Source organism: Bradyrhizobium sp. 76 (genome assembly GCF_023073025.1).
Taxonomy (GTDB): domain Bacteria; phylum Pseudomonadota; class Alphaproteobacteria; order Rhizobiales; family Xanthobacteraceae; genus Bradyrhizobium.
In genome coordinates this window covers 1-3201 of sequence record NZ_JADPIS010000094.1, presented here as the reverse complement: position 1 = coordinate 3201, position 3201 = coordinate 1, and the positions used below count along the sequence as shown (strand labels likewise).

Annotated in this window: 3 protein-coding genes and 2 pseudogenes; all 5 read right to left on the bottom strand. The window is 61.4% G+C overall.

Translation table 11 applies throughout. The features are described 5' to 3' along the window. A partial coding sequence (locus IVB48_RS23295; RefSeq protein WP_247403330.1) for a transposase occupies window positions 1–585 on the bottom strand: 585 nt, incomplete at its 3' end. 390 nt (window positions 586–975) lie between these two features. After that, complete coding sequence (locus tag IVB48_RS23290; RefSeq protein ID WP_247403332.1) at window positions 976–1326, bottom strand: lytic transglycosylase domain-containing protein; 351 nt, start codon at window positions 1324–1326, stop codon at window positions 976–978. 348 nt (window positions 1327–1674) lie between these two features. Further along, a pseudogene (locus IVB48_RS23285) lies at window positions 1675–2189 on the bottom strand (S26 family signal peptidase). Further along, window positions 2186–2648 (bottom strand): annotated as a pseudogene (locus IVB48_RS23280) (DUF2840 domain-containing protein). The pseudogenes IVB48_RS23285 and IVB48_RS23280 overlap by 4 nt, the downstream one beginning before the upstream one ends. A gap of 316 nt (window positions 2649–2964) precedes the next feature. Further along, a partial coding sequence (locus IVB48_RS23275; protein ID WP_247403326.1) for a transposase occupies window positions 2965–3201 on the bottom strand: 237 nt, incomplete at its 5' end.

Sequence of the window (3201 nt, the reverse complement as noted above, 5' to 3'; positions counted from 1 at the left end):
GTACTCCTTCCACAGCGCGGCGCGCGCATTGAGCATGGCGTCGATCAGCTCACTGACCAGCGCATCGCCCGCGACCGCCTCGCGTACGGCTTGCGCAAATCCGCCGCGCCCAACCCGGTTCAGGCGGATGCCGAACACTTTCAGCGAGTGACGGATCGCGTTCTCGAGATCCAAAAACTTGCGCTTCAGATTGCGGCGGTGCGTCAGCAACAGCCGCAGCCGGTAGCAGGGCTCGCTCTTGATATGGGCGCGCCGGAACCAGCCGGTGCGCATGATGTGGGCAATGCCGAGCGCGTCGGCTCGATCGGTCTTGTTGCGCTGCGCCTTCAGCGCTGCGCGGACGTGGAGAGTCTCCAGGCAGATCACCGGCAGACCGAGCTTGAGCAGCTCCGGATGCAGCCAGGGCGACAGCGAGCCCGCCTCATGGCCGAGCCGTCGCAAGCGGCCAAGATACGGGTTCAACGCCGCCTTGATCGTGTCCGGATCGGTCACCACTGTCACCTCCAGCGCCACCTTGCCGGTGTCGTCCACCACGCAGATTGCCGTTTCGTCCATGCCGACGTCCAAGCCACAGAAGAATTCCATCGCGCGCCTCCCGCGTTGCTGTAGATGCGCATTGTGCCCGTCATTCATCCCGCAGGCCACTTGATCGCCTCCCGCACGTCCCGGCGCAGACCGATTACGGGCGGCAGTCCTGCCGTCGTGTTTGCCCACTGCTCTCCCCCTTCCGCCAATTGCTCGCTGAAGCACGCCATGGCTTGCGAACCCGCACACCTGGTCAGTGCGACGCTCCCGAAATCGATCGAGGGACGAACACGCCAATAGGCCGAGGTACCAGGGGCGAAACATGGGGCGCCGAGATTGCGGTCGTGGCGCCGCTTGAAGGAATGAGCGCCGACGACCGATCGCGTGTCTTCATCCGATCGGATGGCGCGACGAACAACGTTGCAGCTGTCGATAACTGGCGGCCGGTGGTCAGCGTCGGAGGCAACTCGATGCCAAGCAGAGTTGCAAGCTTGGCCACATACGCTTGCGTCTCGTCTGGCAATGCGCCGCCCGCGATATGCTCTTCGTAGCGAGCTGGTCCCGCATTGTACGCGGCAAACACGCCGGGCCACCATATCGGTCGAGCAGTTCACGCAGATATGCCGTGCCTGCCAGAACGTTGTCGCGCGGGTCGTGGGGATCGCTGCCGAGATTATGGCGCTCGCGCAGTTCTGCCCATGTCGACGGCATGATTTGCGTCAAGCCCATTGTGCCTTTAGGCGATCTGGCGTGCACGTCACCAGCACTTTCGATGTTGATGACTGAACCAATCCAGTTCACCGGAACTGAAAAGCGCTCTAAGGCTTCGTCGACGAAAGCTGCAAATCGGTTACTCGTTTGAGTGACCGCTCGAACCGCGGCCGCTGCGCTCTCCGCGACAGCGGCGCCGTACGGCACAGCGCAGATGAGCAGTATCGAAGCGATAGCCAAAACACACGCGCACAACTGGGCCAAGCATGCCCATCGCGCTCGCGTCCGTCCACGGTAAAGCTGCTCCGCGCCGGGTATTCGGCCGCCCTGGACTGCCGCTGCACGCGGTCGCCTCACAGACACTGATCGGGATGGAGGAATGATCCCGCAATCGATCGAACGGAGGAATGGCGGGGTGAACACGTGGAACACGCACGTTCACTTCTCCCTGGTCCACACCGGCAGCGCACGGCCAATCACGGCCGACGCCGGAAGTAATTCAAAATATCGGCCATCAAGAGAGTCGTCCGACTGCCAGTTCATGAGAAAGAGTTCGCCGTCGCCGACGACGCTGCAGCCCTGCCATTTCGGCAGCGGCCGGCCGCGTCCATCGCGATCTCGCGCCTCGCACCCACCGCAATGCCATCGACCGAAATCGTGAGTCCGTTTCTGCAGACGGTCTGCCCTGGCAGCGCCAAGACCCGCTTGAGCATAGGCACGCCGACCGGCAGATAGCCATTCAGGTCGAGAAAGGTCGCAAGCGGCTCAGGCGGCTGAACGGCGAGCAGCTCGGTGAGATGGAAGCGCTTCTCCGATCGTACGCCATAGAGGCCGATTGGAACGCTTGCCGATGCGTTCCAAATGTAGAGTGGAAGCGGCTGCATGGCGATCGTGGAGACGAGCGCGGCAGCAACCGCAAACGTGGTCGTCAATATCATCAGGCGGCCCGTCATCGCATCACCTTCTGACGGTGAAGCCAAGCCTGGTGGCGCGCATTTATATGAACGCGGGTTCTCGTTGACGGACAGACGGTTATGAACGTGATGCCAATGATCAGGAGCTACGTCGGCGGGATCGATGCCGAGTGCCTCAACGGCATCGGTCATTTGCAGCAAGCGTTCGACCTTCGGCCAGCCTGACAGGCGCAGCAGAATCTCTCCACCGGGTGTCACATAGGGGACGGTCGAGCAGCGCTGTCCAGGCCTGACCGCGCGCAGGATGTCGATCCGCGAAATGACCGTTCCAAAGTCATTGGACGTCCAGCGAACGAAAGCAAAGATGCTGCCTGGCGCGAATGACAGCACACGTCAGTGGCGATCAATCTTCCGTTCCTCGATGATGCGGCCGAACCGAATGCGGTTTTCGATACGCTTCTCCAGCCACAGCAGTTCTACTTCGGTGAGATCTCTCATGCCGCCGCTCCCGAAGACCGGAATGGGGAGCCGTAAGCATTGTCCGGGGTGAAGCCTGTGCGGCTTCTGCCGACGAGGATTGACGGCCCGCGGTTGCCAGTCGCTTGCGAAGCGGTTTCCGGCTTGGTCCGTTAGAGGAAATCCGAAGGATTGCTGATTAGCCGGGGTACTGACCGTTGCCCCCTCGCCGGCCGTGCTGCTGCGAAAATGCTCACAACGATTCGCGAACGGAACGCGCGGTGCGTGCCGCGATCGGCGGTGGAGGTGTCAATCGGCTTGCAACTTTGGCTCTGACGCAATTTTGGTGCATTGGTGATCATGTAGCGCCGATCAAGCGCGCCTGAAGAAGATCGAGCTTGGCGCGTCCGTACATCTGACGCTTGACGAGCTTGAGCTTGGTAATCTGACCTTCGGTCTGCCCGTTAGACCAAGATGTTGTAATCGCAGCGTTGACGGCGGCCTTGTCTTTGGTGATGCCGTTGGCGAAGGATGCGACGAGACTTGCGCATGCTCGTTCCAGCCATGGATCAAGATCCACGTGAGTCTTCTTGCG